Genomic DNA, 16,788 nt, shown 5'->3' on the forward strand with positions numbered 1-16,788 from the left:
AGCTGATCGCAGTCAGCTCATCAGCAGGGCTCGCAGGCTCTCCACATCCAGCCCACGCACTTCCGACTGGCCGCTCAGCAGGCCGTCGGCCAGCGCCCGCTTCTCATCGTGCAGGGCGACGATCTTCTCCTCCACCGTCTGCTCGCACACCAGGCGATAGACGGTCACCGGCTGGGTCTGCCCCATGCGGTGGGCCCGATCGCTCGCCTGATCTTCCACCGCCGGATTCCACCAGGGATCCAGGTGCAACACGGTATCGGCCTGGGTCAGGTTAAGACCCGTGCCCCCCGCCTTGAGGCTGATCAGAAACAGCGGTACCGCCTCGTGGCGAAAACGTAGGATGGACTCCTGCCGTGACTTGGCCGAACAGCCGCCGTCCAGATAGCAGTAGTCCCACTGCTGCTGCTCGATGCGGGCCCGCAACAGGCTCAGCAGATCGACGAACTGGCTGAACACCAGCACCCGATGACCATTGCCGATGGCCTCCTCCAGCAGCGCCATCGCCTCGTCCAGCTTGCTGCTGGCCTGGGACCACTCGGGCATCACCAGCTGGGGCGAGCAGCAGAGCCGGCGCAGCCGGGTCAGCCCGCTCAGCACGTGCATCAGGGCGCGGCCGTCGGCACTTTGTACCTGCTGCACCACTTCGCGCCGGGTTGCCTCGTAGAGCTGGCGCTCTTCGGGGGAAAGGCTGATGTGATGAATGATCTCGGTCTTGTCCGGCAGTTCGGTCAGCACCTGCTGCTTGAGCCGGCGCAGGATGAAGGGGCTGATCACCGCCCGCAGCAGCGCCATGTGCTGGGGATCCTTCACCGCCTTGCCGAAGCGGCGCTTGAACTCGCCGAGGCTGCCGAGCAGGCCGGGGTTGATGAAGGTGAACAGGCTCCACAGCTCCCCCAGGTGGTTCTCGATGGGCGTACCGGAGAGGGCGAGCCGAAAATCGCCGTCCAGCTGGAACAGCAGCTTGGCCCGCTGAGTGCCGGCATTTTTGATCTGCTGCGCCTCATCCAGCACCATGGAGGACCAGCGACGGGCTTTGAGCGCCTCCGCCAGACTGCCAAGCATGCCGTAGTTGAGCAGGATGATCTGGCCCGCCTTGGCTTCGCGGATCATCCCTTCCCGCTCGGAGGGGTTGTCGAACACCACCACCTCCAGCTCGGGAGCAAAGCGCGCGACCTCCTCCTGCCAGTTGGTGACCACTGACTTGGGTACCACCACCAGCGCCGGGCCCAGATGCTGGCGCATGCGCAGCACGATGAGCGCCTGCAGCGTCTTGCCAAGGCCCATGTCATCGGCCAGACAGGCGCCAAAGCCGTGGTGGGCCAGGGTCGCCAGCCAGCGAACCCCCTCCTTCTGATAATCTCGCAGCGGCCCCAGCAGCTCGGCCGGACACTCCACCTCCTGCTGCCACTCCTGTTGCAGGGAGTGCCAGGCGGCATCCCCCTCGGTGGTGATGACGGAGAGCAGGCGGGTCAGCGGGTAGGCCAGCTTGTGATTGATGCGCTGCTCTTCGTCGAGCATGGCGCCCAGCATGGTGAGCCGCTCCACCAGCTTGTCGCTCAACATCAGGCTGGTCTTCTCGTCCAGCTGAACGGTGCGTTGGCCCGGGGTCAGCTGGCGCAGGATGAGGCGCAAATCGAGGATCTGGTGCTCATCGAGAGAGAGCGCCCCCTCCACCTGGAACCAATCCTGGCGCCGCTCGATCCGCAGGCTCAGGGCGGCTTCATCGAGGCTCTTCAACCGTGCGCTGTCCTGATGCCAGTGAATGACCACGCCGGCATCCACCAGCTCCGGCAGGGCGTTGACCAGCGCCAGTGCCTGCTCTCCCTCGAGGCGCCACTCGCTGCCGGGCAACTCGATGGGCAACTGATTGCGCAGCCGCTGGGCCTCGCCCTTCTCGGCCGCCAAGTCCCGCTGCCAGTAGTGATAATCCTTGATCCCCTGACGCACGATGGCCTCGCCCTTGCCAAGGGGCTGCGGTGGCAAGTCGTCGAACCGGGTCACCAGCCGGACCGCCAGCTGGCCATCCTGCCAGTCGAGCTGAACCGAGGCCACGCCGGGCCAGGGAGCCAGCTCGGCATTGCCGTGCAGGCCCGCCACCTGGCTGTGCCAGGGCAGTCCCGCAATGGCGTCCAGGGTATGCTGCAGTTCCGCCAGCCCCTCGACCGGCAGCAGCGGAATGGCTTCCAGCGCGGGCAGCCGGTCGAGCAGCGGCTGCGGGGTGAGGATGAGTTGCCACAGATCCTGCGCCAGCGGCAGTATGTGGGCTCCTCGCGCCGCGGCAGCCGGGCTCAGCACGGCGCTCATGCCCTGCTCGGTGGCCACTATCTGCAGCAAGGGTGCCGTGATGGCCAGCTGCAGCTTCTGCCCTCTGGCATTGAACAGGCGGGAATGGTTGGCAAGCGGGGCCCACACCTCGCGCGGCAACCGCCCCAGCGTGCGCGGCAGCGTGCGGACCAGCGCCCAGTCCTCCTCGTCGAGCAGGTTGGCGTACTGGGTGGAGAGCAGGGTGGGATCGACCCGGCGACCGGCAGTCCACTCCCCCTTGGTGCTCTGTTTCTGGATCTTGCACTCGAGCTCGGGCCCTTCCACATGCAGCAGCCAGACCAGTCGCTCCTGCGGCTTGCGCACGCCGCTGGCGCGCCCCAACCCCTGCAGCCAGTTGAGCCAGCTGGCGGAGGCGGGTGTCTTGTCCTCCCCGTCCTGCTCGTCGGCCTCCTGCTCGCCGCTGGCGGCGCGCAGTTGCTGCAGCGGCGGCTGCTGCGCCCCCTGCCCCAGCAACAGCCGCAGCAGATCCTGGCAGAAGGCCATCAACCGGTGGCGGGGCGCGGCATCCAGTACGTGGGAGAGATCCCATTTGTGCAGGATGGCCACCTGGGGGCTCTGCTCTCCGTGCCGGGCAAGGGCGCAGAGATCGAGCCAGAGGTAGCCCCAGTGCAGCTCTTCCGGTGGCAATTGCAGGGTATCGAACAGCCCGACCGCCTGGCCGTGGCGATCACCCGCCCACTGCCCCAGCAGATCCGCCAGCAGCGGAAATTGGTTGGCCAGGCTGCGCTGCCACTTCTTGCGCTGCTCGCTGGCGAGTACGGGATCGGCCTGCTGCAACCAGCCTAGCCAGAGCAAGGCACTGAAGGTCAGTGGCCACTTACCCTGCCCATCCTCTTGCCCTTCCTGCGCCTGCCAAGCCCCAAGCGCTGCCAGCAGGCGCTCGGCCAGGGGCTGCTCTCCCCCCTGCTCCGCCAATTGTTGCAGGGCGGGCCAGTGAGTGTTTGCTTTCCCGCTCAGCTCGCCACAGAGCCACTGCCACTCGGCAGCAAAGCCATCGCTCAGCCTGGCCAGCTCGGCGACACACTCGCCGGCTGCCTGGGCCAGCGGCCACTGCTCATGGGGCTCGGCATCCAATAGCGTTTGCAGGGCGAAGTGCTGCAGCAGCAGCCGCTGCCACTGAGGGCTCGAGCCTGCCAGCAACCGGTGGGCATCGGGCAGATCGAGCAGGCTCAGCAGATCGGCCGCCAGATAGTAAGCAGGCACTTGCCCGGCCTCCCCCAGACAGAGCTCACGCACCAGCGCCTGCGCCATCTCCTGACCGGTGACCGACGGCACCCGCGCCCAGTTGGGCATGGGACAATCGCCGCGGCGCACCGCCAGGATCAACGCCAGGGTTCCCTCTGCCGTCAGACTCCACTGTTGTTCCCCACGCAGCCGCACCAACCCCAGCAGTTGCAACTGACTCAACTTGTCGAGCAGGGCCTGCCCAAGCGGCAGCTGTTCTTGCAAATAGCGGGTACTGGCGGTGCGCTGCAACTGCAGCTCACCGAGCAGGGCATAACAATCTGAAGAGAGAGTGGACGCAGACATCGAGACTCACGGGCAGGTGCAAAAGCGGAATTTTAACGGGAAAGCGACGGCGGCTCGACCCTTAACGACGAAATAACGCAAAAAAGCTGCGGCATCCCCGTCAGAGGCGAGCTTGGGGCAAGGTGGGGCCATGGGGTTCACCGGATGGAGATGACAGAAAAGGCGCACAAAAAAAGGCGCCTCGGCGCCTCTTGATGGACAATATTGCCAGCGAGTCAGCCTTCCAGCCGCGCCAGGCGCTCGGCCAGCAGCTGCAGCTGCGCCTTGAGGCTCTCGACCTCCTCCTCCAGCGCCGTCAGTCGATCCGCTGCGGGCGAGGCATAACTGCTGGCGGGGGCCGCCTCGGCCAGCGCCTGCAGATCCACCTCGCCACTGAACAGGTGGGCATACCGGGACTCGCGCTTGCCCGGCTCGCGCGGCAGCTTGACCACGTAGGGCCCCTGTTCGGCGAGCTTGGCCAATACCGCATCGACCTGGGTCACGTCGTCGAAGCTGCACAGGCGGTTGGTGCGCGAACGCAGCTCCCCCGGCGTCTGCGGACCTCGCAGCAAGAGTTCGCAGATAATGCCGAGCTCCTGGGCCGTGAACTTCAGCTCGCCGAACTCGGTGTTGCAGAAGCGGTGTTGGTAACGGGGAACCCGGGCATTGAAGCCGGCGGTATTGACCACCAGTCGCTTGCGGATCAGCTCATCCACCACAGCCCGGATGTCCAGCTCGGACAACTCCAGCACCGGCTCGCGGTTGCTCTTCTGGTTGCAGGCATTGACCAGCGCATTGAGAGAGAGGGGGTATTGATCCGGGGTGCAGATCTCCTTTTCGATCAGACAGCCGATCACGCGGGCCTCCAACGGGCCAAGCACTAACTCCATTTCATACTCCCTACTAAACAAGACGTTGAGGCCACCATCTTAGCCATGGCGCCTCTGCCGTCCAGCAGCGGCCGCCATTTTTGCGAGGCGATGGGGCAGTTGATGAAACATCGCGCAGCCTGCCGGCCCCACATGGCCTCGACAGCCGCTATCAGGCCGAGGGTTTGCGCTCCAGCGCCGTGGCCACGGAGGTGGCGGCCGAGCCGGTCAGCAAGGGATCTCCCGGGTAGAGCGCCAGCGCCTCGCGGCGCAGTGCCCGGGCTTCCTCTTTGCGTCCCAGCGCATCCAGCGCGATCACCATGTTGGCGTAGATGTTGGCTCTCGGCGTGTGGCGCACAAACGCCTGACCCCACTCTAAATACGCCTCCAGCTCTGCGTGATTGTTGGCCTGCAAGCCCACCATCAGCCGCACCGAGTTGACGTCAAACTCGACCCGGGTCAACCAGGCCATGGGATTGACGACGTCGAGCAGCAGGGTCGGCTCCTTGTAGCCGCCGCGCTCGTACTTGGTGACCACCCAGGCGGTATGAATGGCGGTCAGCATGAAGGGCACCACCAACAGGGGAATGATGATTGCCACGAAGCGCAACAACAACCAGGGGCGATAGACATACTCGGACCAGCTGGCACGGCCCGAGGCTTGCAACCCCTCCTCCACTTCCGCATCCAGCACATACACCAGCAGCAGCAGGGCCCACCACAGGGCGATGGCGTGATAAAGCGGATACTCGGTCTGGGTGTGCAGCAGGATGGGGGTCACCAGGGCCAGCAGCGCCGCCCCTTTGACCCAACCAGCCTTGAGCACGCGCCACAACAGAGCGCCGCCCATCAGTACCATGCCGATCATCGGGGCCAGCCCCCCTTCCACCGCCCAGTAGAGGAACTCGTTGTGGGGGTGATCGAGGTTGTATTCAATCTGTACCATGGCCGGGTTTAGCGCCTTGTCGGCCATGTAGTGGTGCAAAAAGGTGGTTTCAAAGCTGCCGTAACCCCAGCCAACCCAGGGCGACTGGGCAATCAGCTTGGCGGCATAGGGCCAGTAGATGGAACGCATGCCGCCGGACTGATAGGCCTCCAGCCCGCGTTTGACACCGCTGATCCCGTACTGGGAGGCGATCCCCAGCCCGACACCGAGTGCAACCAGTCCCAGTACCTGCGCCAGCCGCCGCTGACGATGCAATGCGGGCACGAGCAGGAGCAGCGCCAGCAGCCCCCCCAACTGCCCCACCCGGGATTGCAGCGCCACCAGCAGCAGGCTGGCCGCTAGGATCACCCCATAGCGCAACCCCTTGAGCCAGGGGTTGGTATTACCGCGCAGCTCCTGCCAGCTGGCCAGCACAAGCCCGGTCGCCATGAAGGTCGCCATCACATTGGGTTGTTGAAAGATGCCGTAGGGGCGATTGGCGCGGGTGTCATACCCCAGCCAGTTACCCGGGATCAGCAGGTAGTACTGCACCAAACCGAGCAGCGCTTCGATGGCCACCGCGCCCAGCAGCAGATAGAGCAGCCGGTCACGAGACGCCCGCACCAGCTGCCACTGGTAGAGACAGAACAGAAACAGCAGACCGGCAAACAGCCCCAGCAAACGGGGAATGGCGTAGTCTTTCAGTTCAAAGCCGGGATAGGCCATGGGCAGCAGCAGCAGCAGCGCCCCCAACCAGAGCCAGCCCTGCAAAGAGGAGAACACCAGCCGCTGCTGCAGCGTCACCTGCCACAGCCCCAGACCGATGACCAGGCTGGCGAAGATCCAGCCCCAGGCGTTGAACGGCAGATAGAGCCCGGCTCCACCGGGGTTGTGCATGAAAAAATGCATGCCCAGCAGCCAGTAAAGGGGGCTGACTATCGCCATGCTCCTCGTCGTTGCCATCATCTTTCGCCGTCCCTTCCGTTCATGTCGATCAATCCCTCTGCCGTGCCTGAAAAAGAAAAGGGGGCATATGCCCCCTCTTGCTTATGAATTAATACTATACCTGTTCCGGTCTGCGAAACGCATGGCGTACCAGAACTATCCCTACCCCCAGCATGCCACCGAGCAAGGTGGCCAGCACGACCACCAGAGGACGCTTGGGTTTGTCGCGGCTAAGGGGCTCGCTTGGAGAAGCCAAATAGGAAAAAGACTGGAACGATTGTTGCTCCAGTTTGATAGCCCTTAGACTACTCAGCTGTAAGCGTAGATCGCTCAGGGCTGGATTTAGAAGCTCAAGATTTTTCAATTCTTTTAATACTTTAAGCTTCTCAGCAAGCGCTTTAGCCCCCCACTCGATATTAAATCCATCACGAACATTGAGGTTCTCGACCGGGGTCTCGATACCTGCCGCACGGCTGATACGCAGGCTGTATTCTGTACGCGAAACATCATCCTTCAGCTGGGTAAGAGTATCAGCCTTGATACTGTCATACTGGGACAGCAGAACTTTTATCCGGTTTTGCCAGATTGTCTCCAGTTCCTTGCTCTTCGACGCAATCTCCTGTTGCTGGATGAAAGCTATGTATTGTTTAAGCCGCTGCTGAGCTTCAGTTGCAGTGGCCGCTCCAAAAGAGAGGGTAATGTTGTCACTCGGAGCATCAAAAGCAACTGCGCTGATCCCATCAGCCATTTTCCTCAGCAGGGTGCGTTTCCCTTTATCATCCGTTATCCCGGCTACCTCTGCATCCATATCCAGATAACCCTGTTCTATCAGAAACTGCCGTTTGTTATTGAAACTGTTGAAGCTGCTCACAAAGTCGCCATAAAGAGCGCCTTTTTTAAACGAATCAAAAATGGCGGCTGGTATCTGAGCGTTAATCAGCTGGTTAACTCTGAGCTCGAGTGATTCTACTTCCTGCAATGACGGTGGTTTTATCTGAGACTGGCTAACCCAAACCTGTGGCGCCAACAGGGCATAACCGATACCAGCAATAGCAAACAGGACCGTGATTATCAGGATTTGTATTTTCTGACGCCACAGTACTAAAAATAATTCATACAAGTCAATCTCATTACCTGAAGTCGCCTGCCAACCTTGTGGCAACTTATTATCCAAATTATCTAATTGTTGTTTGTTCATATTCATCTCTAAAAATGAAAAAGCTCCAACAAATATATACCACACCAACAGCCTTCACAAGGCATAGTATAAACGTTATTAATTAATAGCTTTCAGCCGCAGTTTTATATTAAAAAACCAATAAAAATGTGATTTAAAATTTAAATAACCTAATTGAACAAAAGATAACCTTCATTAAATAAATAAAATTTTCACTATTTCAACGATGTATCAAATCATCTTAATAAGTATTTGTTTACTTGGACTGCTCTAATGAAAGCCTCATATTACTTTCACCTCTGATTTGTTAAGATTAAGCAGCCAATCTTTCATCTGTTCCTGCCAGTGTGGCTGCTCAGTTCCAAAGAGATCGGAAAAATGATGGCAATCCAACCTCGAGTTCAAAGGTCGGCGCGCCTGTTGCGGCCATTCATCCGAATGAATCGTGCGAACATTTATCTGTTCTTTCAACATACCTAACCGAAACGCTTCATTTACCAGAGCAGAGGCAAAACCATGCCAGCTTGTCTCGCCGCGGCACACCAGATGGTATAGCCCAGCCTTATTAGGTGAATTCAACACTTGCGACAGCGCAAATACAGATGCGCTCGCCAACCAATCAACCCGAGTCGGAGCCCCCCACTGATCATCAACCACAGCAAGTGCCTGTCCCTGCTTGGCACGTGCCAAAATGGTACGAGCAAAATGCCTGCCTTCCCCACCGTACAACCAGCCAGTACGAATAATCAGATGGTGTGGGCACAGGCGCTGTATGGCGAGTTCACCAGCATACTTGCTCATTCCATAGACATTCAGAGGTCTGGGTTGATCCGTTTCAAGCCAGGGCCGAGTCCCTGTCCCATCAAACACATAATCCGTCGAAAAGTGTACCAGCAACGCCCCCGCATTACTGGCTTCCCTCGCCATACACAACAAGGCCTGGTGATTTGCCATGTCAGCCAGTTCCTGCTCCTTTTCAGCCTCATCGACAGCCGTGTAGGCAGCACAATTGATGATGACATCGGGACTGCGAGCATCAATCCAGCCACACAAGACATCTGGAATCGTGATGTCACACTCTTCCCTTCCAAGTGCATTAACTTGCCAATTAGGAAACATCTGGTGCAGTGCAGAAAAAAGGGCTCGTCCCAGCTGGCCACGAGCCCCCAACAACAAGATCTTCATCCGGGATCACCGGGCCCCAAAACCAGTCAGGATAGTCCGAATGGTTTTGAACACGATGAGAACATCCAGCCAGAGGGAGAAGTGCTTGATGTAGTAAAAATCGTGTTCGATCTTGATACGGGTATCATCAGCATCAGCTGCATAGCCATGCACGACCTGAGCCCAACCACTGATCCCGGGTCGTACGATATGACGATACATGTAGAAGGGGATTTCCCGATCAAATTGATCCACGAAAGTACGCTGCTCCGGTCTCGGACCTATCAGGCTCATGTCTCCCTTGAGCACATTGAAGAACTGAGGTAGTTCATCAATGCGCAACTTGCGGATCACCTTGCCCACCCGGGTGACGCGCATGTCCCCATCTTGTGCAAATTGAGCGCCGTGCTGCTCGGAGTTCTGACACATGCTGCGGAATTTATAAATCCTGAAATCCCGGTTGCCCTTGCCTACTCGGTTTTGCAAAAACATCACCGGCCCCGGACTTTCAAGCTTGATCAACACGGCAGTGACCAGCATCAATGGTGAAAACAGTGGTATGGCAATTACGGCAGCCAGTATGTCAAGGCCCCGTTTGACACAGGCATAGACCGGAGAAGGCAGCAGAGAGCCGAGCTGGTTTTCATGCAGATGATCAATCTTCACCCTGCCCGTCAGGGTCTCACTGATCTGCTTGATGTGGTAAACAGGAATGTGGGCCAATGCACAACGGGCCAGGAAACGTTCCCATTCACCTGCCAGGTTGTCATCGCGCAAATCAGCCACAACGGCATCGTAACGTATGGCCCCCAGATCCGGTTTGTCCAACAAACGCCACTCAACCCCGGTGTGATGCATGAGCGCCTGGTAGTCACCAAACGGGAGCAATGCATATTTGGGAGTACGGTAACGACGGCCGATAAAGTAGACCACCCAGCAGCAGAGCAGTGCAACGACATAAGATTCGAAAAGAACCTGTCTGCTATAAGGCAGGCGCAGGAAGAAGAGGACTCCTACGAGCGCCCCATAAAGAGTTGTCACCGTCGGGATCATATAGGCAACGGGGCTTGCTCCGGGATAACGCAGGAACCGATAAAGTACGATTCCGGTCAACAGGAAGGCGATGAAAGCCCCACCCAAGGTATTGACCCTGACGGCATCGAGATACTCCCAAAATCCCCACCCCCAACGCTCAAGGGCGGGCAAACACACAGCAAGCAAGGCTCCCAAGAAAAACAGAGAAGGAGGACTGAACAATACACGCTCATACCAGCGTGAGTGACGGCGTTGATAACTCAATGTATTACCCCATGAGCTTAATGTTTGTGCACATTGCTTTCCAAAAGCGATTTTAAATCTATTTTTGCAAATAACCAAGACACTGATTCACAATAGACTTCGCTCCTTCCACACTATCAGACTCGGCATAACAGCGAAGCTCTGGTGCATTGCCTGAAGGTCGAAGATGCAATACATCTCCTCCGACAAATAAAATTCGCAAGCCATCGGTTTGATCAACCGACATTATTTCAAACTCATCAAAATGCAATTTCAGCATGAGTCTGGCAATATCATTTTGCCCCAGCTCTATTATTTCTCTGCTTTTCTCTCTGGGAAAATCTTTGAGCCGGTCAGAGCAGGTAAATCTGTTGGGCAGCGCCTCAACCAATGCTGATATTCTGGAAATCCGTGAACTGACAAACAATATCAAGGCTGGCAATACTGCATCCCGCGTTGGCAAAGGAGCCAAGGTTTGCCCATTGAACGTCACCTGACTACCAAGCAGGAATCCACCATTGGCTTCAAAACCAGCCACGGATCCATATTGAGCATTCAATATTGGAAACGCTTCCAGAACATAGGGTGAACCAATTTTGGTATGGGTCACATTGGCAAATTTTCCGGATTCACTGACGGCAGTATTGCAACTGACAGGAATAGCAACTGCTTCAATACCCAGATTGGCGGCACAGAGCAGACCCAATATGTCACCTCTCAACCAGTTGCCTGACTCGTCAGCCACCAAGGGCCTGTCACCATCACCATCTGTCGAGAAAATCGCATCGAGATTATATTCATGGGACCATTTTCTGGCCTTCTCTTGATCAGCTTCGGAAACGGCTTCTGTATCGATGGGAACAAAAGTCTCGGTTCGCTCAAGAGAAATGACCTCGGCCCCCAATGCTGCAAAGAGCACGGCATAGAGGTCACGCCCCGCACTCGAGTGCTCATAGATACCAAGGCGCATACCAGTGAGTGGTGCATGCTGGAACAGCGATGTATAGCGCGCGATGTAGGCTTCGGCTGCATCATTATTTGCACCCAGGCTAACCAGATTGTCTGCAACGCAAAAGGTTTCTTCTGCCGAGATAATGGCCAGTTCGTCGCCCTTGGTTATCTCGCCATCGGGACGATAAAATTTAAGCCCGTTGCGATCAAATGGAATATGGCTACCGGTCACCATGATGCAGGGGATACCGTCATTCATGGCTTTGTAAGCCAATGCAGGTGTCGGGACAACGCCGTAATAGACAGGTTCCAATCCCATTGCCTCGAGGGCCGTTGCACAGGCCATTGCCATATCATAACTGCTTGGTCTGTTATCGATGGCGAGCGCGACCTGATTGAAGCGATAAGAAGTCCTCATCACGGCAACGAAGGCACAGGTAAATGCAAAACACACGGGTACTGTAAAATCGGTCACAAGACCTCGTGCACCACTGGTACCAAATTCAATACCACTGTGCTTGATCACGTCACGGCTCAAAAGGTAGTCTTGCTTCATCATTTTTCTCCCCCATCAACTCGGCCATATTTATCACTAAAGCGAATGATATCATCCTCATCGAGATATTTTCCGGAGCGGATCTCGATCAACTCCAGGTCAACCTTGCCCGGGTTTTCAAGGGAGTGTATTGCACCTATTGGAATAAATGTGGATTCGTTTTCGGTGATCAGAAACTCACGTTCAGCATTGGTCACCTTCGCAGTACCTGAAACCACGATCCAGTGCTCTGCTCTGTGGTGATGCATTTGTGTTGATAGACGCTCGCCGGGTCTGATCAATATTTTTTTGACCTGATAGCCATTGCCGTCATCAATTGAGTCGTACTGACCCCATGGTCTATATACCTCGCGATGAGTGCTATATTCCTTGCGGTCACAGCGTTTCAATTCTTCGACTATCGACTTGACGTCCTGCACCTTGTCCTTGCTTGAAACGAGGATGGCATCCTTTGTTTGAATGATGACCAGATTATCCACGCCAATAGTGGAGACGAGGATGGACTCAGCAGAAACATAGTTATTATGGCTTTCGGTCAACATAACATCGCCACGGCTAACATTACCGCATGCATCTTTATCCGATATTTCCCACAAGGATGACCATGAACCTACATCATTCCAGCCAGCATCCATTGGGATGACAACCGCATCAGAGGTTTTCTCCATAATGGCATAATCAATAGAGTCACTGGGACATTGCTTGAATTCATCGTTATTGATCCGGATAAAATCAAGATCACTTCTGACATCATTCATCGAAGCCACGCATGCATCGTATATATCAGGACGTGACTGTTTCAACTCGGCAAGATAACGGCGAGCACTGAACATAAACATGCCACTGTTCCAGTAATACTCTCCACTCGCCAGATAGCTCTTGGCAACATCCAGATTGGGCTTTTCGACGAATTGATTGACACAATATGCCTTTGCTTCATCCCGAGAGGGATCCAGTTCACTACCGCGATGAATGTAACCGTACCCCGTCTCCGGTGCGTTCGGAACAATTCCGAACGTGACGAGCTTACCCGACGTGGCAAACGGAACGGCACTGTTGATTGCATTGGTAAATGCCTGTTGATCCTTGATCAAGTGATCTGCAGCCAACACCAGCAATATCGGGTCATGCGCATCATCCACATTTCTCAGGCTTTGTATTGCAGCCAACGCGATTGCCGGAGCAGTATTTCGTCCTGCCGGCTCCAGAATGATGTTATTGGCAAGGATATCGAGCTGACGAAGTTGCTCAGCCACGATAAAGCGATGCTTTTCATTACACAGGATCAGGGGAGCAGTACATTCAATATCAGCAAGCCTGTTTACTGTCTCTTGCAGCATTGAATTATTTCCATACAAATTAAGGAACTGTTTTGGGAAATGCTCACGAGACATGGGCCAAAGCCTGGAGCCAGAGCCCCCAGCCATGATTACGGGAATAACAGCCATATTAATTTTCACTTCTTGCCAACAAGTTATCAAGCCATGTAGATATGGACAACGCATCTACACTCAGCGCGGAATTCGACATCGCATCCAGGTACCGAGCACACTGTGAATCAGACCATCGTTTTCCTGTATTCCTGTCAATGACAACAATCTCTCTCATGTCTGCATGACAGAGCACTGCTGCATTCGTCGTTACTAATTGATGACCATCGCCCAAGGTTTCCCAGGTACGCATGGTGAGGCCGGTTTGATTGGCATTATGTATGTCGATGACATATTTACTGTGCTCAGCCACATCAGTAATTGCTGCCCTTGTCAGTGGCTTGAATGTGAGCCACTCTTTGGGTGCAGTGCGCAAGGCAGGATCGAGAAGATAGTAAAATGCAAATTGCAATTTGCTCTGGAAAAATATTTTTACATATACACAGGCATCATGTTCATGGGAGAAGATGCGTTGCAAGACGGCTACACGATCACCATGATAACTGCCGATGAAACTATATTTATATTTCTTGGCAACAGTATGAGTGTGGGATTTTTTATCCGAATAGAACAATGGCAAATAGCCATAGCCGTACTTTTTGCAATCGGCGATATCAAATGTATATGCCGCATCGGCTTTGACTGCCAATAAAGGAAACGTCTTTATATTTGAAATGGAATCCCAGCTGTAACAAATCACTCTTGTTTTTGGATTGATTTTTTTAATTGTCTCGATCAGACAAGGAGAGACACAAGTCCCCTTGACAATAATAACTTCAGCGATGCCAGAAAGCTTGTCAGCAATAGAGTCTAAAATTTCATCACTATATTTTTTGGCAGCAAAATGGGCATATCCAAGAATATTGAATTTTATCAATGCTTTTGCTAAAGAGGTGCATTTAGGACGGTCAGAAAAAGAGAGCACCGATGTGTAACGGTGTTCAAGCTCTGCCGTAAGCAAATTTTTATAATCAAAAAAATCCGGGCATATCAACACGGCACCAGCATTACTTCGCATCAACAGCCACCCATTGCCCACGTTGGAAATCAAACTGCTTAATCACTCTTGCCGGATTACCTACCGCAATGGAATTTGCCGGTATGTCTCTGGACACTACTGAATTTGCACCGATGATGGAGGACTTGCCAATTGTGACGCCAGGCAACACGACGACCCCCTCGCCAAGCCACACATTTGACTCAATCACAACCGGTTTGGTATGCAGCGTCCGCTGCCTGCTGATGGAATCAGGATGAGAGTGTTCTTCCCCGCTGTAGTTACCATGATTGAGGTCCGTGATAAACACCCGGCTAGCGATCAACACATCATCACCGATCACAATACTGTCGGCTGCAGCAATATGAACCGCATCATTGAGCTGGCAATTCAACCCTATGTCCAGGTTGATACCATCTGAGCCATGAGCCTCCAGCCGGCAATATCTTCCGGTGGTAAATCCTCTCCCCAAGCGGATCCTTGATGCTCCCCTGATCTCAAAAGGCCGCCGGATCAGACGAGCATTTCGAAAACACACTCTGGTGATGATGTATTCTACCATCAATCGAATACATCCCCAGAGACCATAGTGCTGGATATATTTTTTCATGATCTAGACAATCCCGTCTTTTATTATATTTTCTACACAATACTTGTTGATACCGGCCTGATTATAATGCGCAATAACCTCTTCCCGAGATCCGGTCAGTTTTCCAGCCACTCTCTCTTGCAGCAGCACATACAGGGACTGTTCATTGAGAATATACCCATTACAGCCATGTTTTATTTTTTTGTTAAAAAATGGAAGATCCGTCACCAGTACAGGAACACCAAATGCATTTGCGATGTCTATTTGTGATGTCGCCGTAACGGAACTATACATCGAATACATGTAGTCAGATACATGCAACTGAGCCACGACCTCTTCAGCATCAACAAATTTATTAATCCAGGTGACATTTCGCCCCTGTGTGGCCCGTAGATAAAGACCCTCAGAATATTTTTCCAGCGCCCCTCTACCCATGATGGTCAAGTGAACATCATCATCGTTGAATTTATCGAGAACCCGCCCCAAAATGTCCAACCCCTTGTAGGATGTGATGGCACCAAAGAAAAGTATCTCCAACTTGGCATGAGTGCGCTCACCTTTAGTGTTGGCTTTGTTAACCAGGCACGCAAAATCTCCCGACATGGGTAAACAGGTTTTGGTTATTTTCTTCTTTGGGTAGCAAGCAACCGCTATCGATTCCAGCTCATCAGAAGCGACTATCATTCTGGCAGTTCTCAATGCCATGACTCGATCTGACAGAAAGTAATTCATGCCCCGCAAAAAGCCAGCTCTCTCGACATGCTTTATGAGTTCATGACCCCAAGCGACGACTTCAATCCTCCTATTCAGCAACATGGTCAGATAGGCAGAGAAAATACCTTGTGAGAAGATGACCACACGATCATATTTTTCATTGATCACTCTCGCCAACGCTAATACTGAACGAGCGGTCTTGATAGGACTCCGCAAGTTGTAATAAAAAAGATGCTCTGTATATTCAGTTTCTGCTGCTGGATTAGACGATGGAAATGCAAAAGAAACATCGTATTCTTCAAGCGCATGGGCCAGCCCGGTAAACGAAAACCACATGGCAGAGTCGCGGCCCGACATGGAAACAAATATGACTTTTTTATTTTGTGTAACCATGCTGATAGGTGCCCTCCTGAATGGCATGCTGGTCGGCTTGCAACAGTAAATATGTCTTTCCTATAGTCATGAAGAAAGAAATACAAACGAATAAACAGAGTGTTGTCATCTTCTTGTTTCCTTTTGCCATGGCAATTGATGGCAACAGGATCAACAAAGCAATCGGATATAGCCTGATCAAAACAGGGATAAATGTCATTAAGCAAAGAGCCACATAGAGCAGGGTCGGGAGCAAGCCACCTTGAGTTTTGAAGAACACGAACGGCAAGATCATGAGTACTATCAACTGCAACATCGCCACGTCCAGACGGAGATTCAACGCGCCCAATGCCTGGTAATCATTGACTTTGTTTATGATCGCCGGCAAGGCAAGCATAAATATCATCAATCCCGCCATACCTAATAAAACCAGTACTTTGGCCTTTATCTTGTTCAAATAAATCAAGGTCATTACGATTGCAGAGAGGTGTGACATGACAGCCAGTATCATGAACGTATAAGAGGTTTTATCTCTGTTCTTGAGATAAAAACAGACGGCTACCAGACCAAAGTGCAAAGATAAAGATTGGCGCAACAAATTCAATTCAAACGTGATGAACGAAATCGGAATGTACAGTCCCATCAGAAATATGAATTTTGTTTTGTCCAGTTTGAGGCACGCATACGCCAACAAAATAAAACTAATCAGTCTCAGAGCTACTAAAAATTCTATGTAGTCGAACCCAAACAGCTTGGCAGTAGCCAACAGCAAACCAAAGACTGGCTCAAAGGGAATGGAGAATGGTGGCTCATAATAGGCCCATTGATATACATGATGATCCGGCCCAGCATCTATATGGAAAAAGATGAAGAACAGGAGAATATATAAAAAAGCTCCTTTTAATATTCTTTCATCTTTTTCAGAGCAGATAGAGAGAAGTATCAGAGGAATATAAAGTAGCAGAACCAGATATAGTGTCATACATG

General features: G+C 53.7%; 12 protein-coding genes. All 12 read right to left on the reverse strand.

All coding sequences use genetic code 11. The annotated features are described in order from the left end of the window. Window positions 1-12 precede the first annotated feature (12 nt). On the reverse strand, window positions 13-3,855 hold the full coding sequence (locus E5E97_RS19520; protein WP_171280821.1) for a DEAD/DEAH box helicase: 3,843 nt from the start codon (window positions 3,853-3,855) through the stop codon (window positions 13-15). A gap of 215 nt (window positions 3,856-4,070) precedes the next feature. Further along, on the reverse strand, window positions 4,071-4,724 hold the full coding sequence (locus tag E5E97_RS19525; RefSeq protein ID WP_171280822.1) for a YceH family protein: 654 nt from the start codon (window positions 4,722-4,724) through the stop codon (window positions 4,071-4,073). Between the two features lie 151 nt (window positions 4,725-4,875). Continuing rightward, window positions 4,876-6,591 (reverse strand): PglL family O-oligosaccharyltransferase, encoded by a 1,716-nt coding sequence (locus E5E97_RS19530; protein ID WP_171281243.1) that lies wholly within the window; start codon window positions 6,589-6,591, stop codon window positions 4,876-4,878. Between the two features lie 97 nt (window positions 6,592-6,688). Beyond that, window positions 6,689-7,771 (reverse strand): LPS O-antigen chain length determinant protein WzzB, encoded by a 1,083-nt coding sequence (locus tag E5E97_RS19535; RefSeq protein WP_253265109.1) that lies wholly within the window; start codon window positions 7,769-7,771, stop codon window positions 6,689-6,691. Between the two features lie 261 nt (window positions 7,772-8,032). Continuing rightward, a complete protein-coding gene (rfbD, locus tag E5E97_RS19540) occupies window positions 8,033-8,935 on the reverse strand; it encodes a dTDP-4-dehydrorhamnose reductase (protein ID WP_171280823.1) in 903 nt (300 codons plus the stop codon). 6 nt (window positions 8,936-8,941) lie between these two features. Beyond that, the gene (locus E5E97_RS19545) at window positions 8,942-10,213 is read right to left on the reverse strand and encodes a sugar transferase (protein ID WP_242522859.1); all 1,272 of its coding nucleotides are present in this window, start codon (window positions 10,211-10,213) and stop codon (window positions 8,942-8,944) included. A gap of 58 nt (window positions 10,214-10,271) precedes the next feature. Continuing rightward, window positions 10,272-11,699 (reverse strand): phosphomannomutase, encoded by a 1,428-nt coding sequence (locus tag E5E97_RS19550; protein WP_171280824.1) that lies wholly within the window; start codon window positions 11,697-11,699, stop codon window positions 10,272-10,274. Continuing rightward, window positions 11,699-13,147, reverse strand: coding sequence for a mannose-1-phosphate guanylyltransferase/mannose-6-phosphate isomerase (locus E5E97_RS19555; protein WP_171280825.1), 1,449 nt, complete (start codon window positions 13,145-13,147; stop codon window positions 11,699-11,701). Before E5E97_RS19555 ends, E5E97_RS19550 begins: the two co-directional genes overlap by 1 nt. Before the next feature lies 1 nt (window position 13,148). Beyond that, on the reverse strand, window positions 13,149-14,147 hold the full coding sequence (locus E5E97_RS19560) for a hypothetical protein (RefSeq protein ID WP_171280826.1): 999 nt from the start codon (window positions 14,145-14,147) through the stop codon (window positions 13,149-13,151). Beyond that, the gene (locus tag E5E97_RS19565; protein ID WP_171280827.1) at window positions 14,137-14,736 is read right to left on the reverse strand and encodes a DapH/DapD/GlmU-related protein; all 600 of its coding nucleotides are present in this window, start codon (window positions 14,734-14,736) and stop codon (window positions 14,137-14,139) included. The genes E5E97_RS19560 and E5E97_RS19565 overlap by 11 nt, the downstream gene beginning before the upstream one ends. A 3-nt stretch (window positions 14,737-14,739) precedes the next feature. Further along, window positions 14,740-15,822, reverse strand: a complete 1,083-nt coding sequence (locus E5E97_RS19570; RefSeq protein WP_242522858.1) for a glycosyltransferase — start codon at window positions 15,820-15,822, stop codon at window positions 14,740-14,742. Further along, window positions 15,806-16,783, reverse strand: a complete 978-nt coding sequence (locus E5E97_RS19575) for an EpsG family protein (protein ID WP_253265110.1) — start codon at window positions 16,781-16,783, stop codon at window positions 15,806-15,808. Before E5E97_RS19575 ends, E5E97_RS19570 begins: the two co-directional genes overlap by 17 nt. Window positions 16,784-16,788: the final 5 nt, after the last annotated feature.

The organism is Aeromonas sp. 2692-1 (assembly GCF_013085505.1).
Classification (GTDB): domain Bacteria; phylum Pseudomonadota; class Gammaproteobacteria; order Enterobacterales; family Aeromonadaceae; genus Aeromonas; species Aeromonas hydrophila.

Excerpts from the sequence above, each read along its gene's own strand:
- E5E97_RS19520 (WP_171280821.1), bottom strand. The coding sequence starts at position 3,855 with ATGTCTGCGTCCACTCTCTCTTCAGATTGTTATGCCCTGCTCGGTGAG.
- E5E97_RS19525 (WP_171280822.1), bottom strand. The coding sequence starts at position 4,724 with ATGGAGTTAGTGCTTGGCCCGTTGGAGGCCCGCGTGATCGGCTGTCTG.
- E5E97_RS19530 (WP_171281243.1), bottom strand. The coding sequence starts at position 6,591 with ATGGCAACGACGAGGAGCATGGCGATAGTCAGCCCCCTTTACTGGCTG.
- E5E97_RS19535 (WP_253265109.1), bottom strand. The coding sequence starts at position 7,771 with ATGAACAAACAACAATTAGATAATTTGGATAATAAGTTGCCACAAGGT.
- rfbD (WP_171280823.1), bottom strand. The coding sequence starts at position 8,935 with ATGAAGATCTTGTTGTTGGGGGCTCGTGGCCAGCTGGGACGAGCCCTT.
- E5E97_RS19550 (WP_171280824.1), bottom strand. The coding sequence starts at position 11,699 with ATGAAGCAAGACTACCTTTTGAGCCGTGACGTGATCAAGCACAGTGGT.
- E5E97_RS19555 (WP_171280825.1), bottom strand. The coding sequence starts at position 13,147 with ATGGCTGTTATTCCCGTAATCATGGCTGGGGGCTCTGGCTCCAGGCTT.
- E5E97_RS19560 (WP_171280826.1), bottom strand. The coding sequence starts at position 14,147 with ATGCGAAGTAATGCTGGTGCCGTGTTGATATGCCCGGATTTTTTTGAT.
- E5E97_RS19565 (WP_171280827.1), bottom strand. The coding sequence starts at position 14,736 with ATGAAAAAATATATCCAGCACTATGGTCTCTGGGGATGTATTCGATTG.
- E5E97_RS19570 (WP_242522858.1), bottom strand. The coding sequence starts at position 15,822 with ATGGTTACACAAAATAAAAAAGTCATATTTGTTTCCATGTCGGGCCGC.
- E5E97_RS19575 (WP_253265110.1), bottom strand. The coding sequence starts at position 16,783 with ATGACACTATATCTGGTTCTGCTACTTTATATTCCTCTGATACTTCTC.